Annotated in this window: 2 pseudogenes; one reads left to right on the forward strand and one right to left on the reverse strand. The window is 60.9% G+C overall.

The annotated features are described in order from the left end of the window. Nucleotides 1–137, forward strand: a pseudogene (locus tag G8O24_RS46950) (MFS transporter); the annotation flags it as partial. Here G8O24_RS46950 and G8O24_RS47500 read toward each other — a convergent pair. After that, nucleotides 110–243: pseudogene (locus G8O24_RS47500) on the reverse strand (MFS transporter); the annotation flags it as partial. The pseudogenes G8O24_RS46950 and G8O24_RS47500 sit on opposite strands and share 28 nt — an antisense overlap.

The following is a 243-nucleotide window of genomic DNA, read 5'->3' on the forward strand; positions in this document are numbered from 1 at the left end:
TCGGCCACTACACCGACAAGAAGGCGCAGCCGTACTCGCTGTCGATCGGCATGGCCTCGACCTTCTTCGGCCTGCTTCTGCTCAGCATCGCTCACCAATATCTCGTCATCCTGATTGCCGCGGCCTTCTTCGCCTTGATCTGCGGCTGATACCAGCCGCCGATGCGCCAGAGGATGACAATCGCGAGGAACGCGATCGAGGAGAACCAGGCGATAGAGCCCTGCCCGAACGGCACCACGATCA

The sequence above is a fragment of the Bradyrhizobium campsiandrae genome, assembly GCF_014529705.1.
GTDB lineage: Bacteria > Pseudomonadota > Alphaproteobacteria > Rhizobiales > Xanthobacteraceae > Bradyrhizobium > Bradyrhizobium campsiandrae.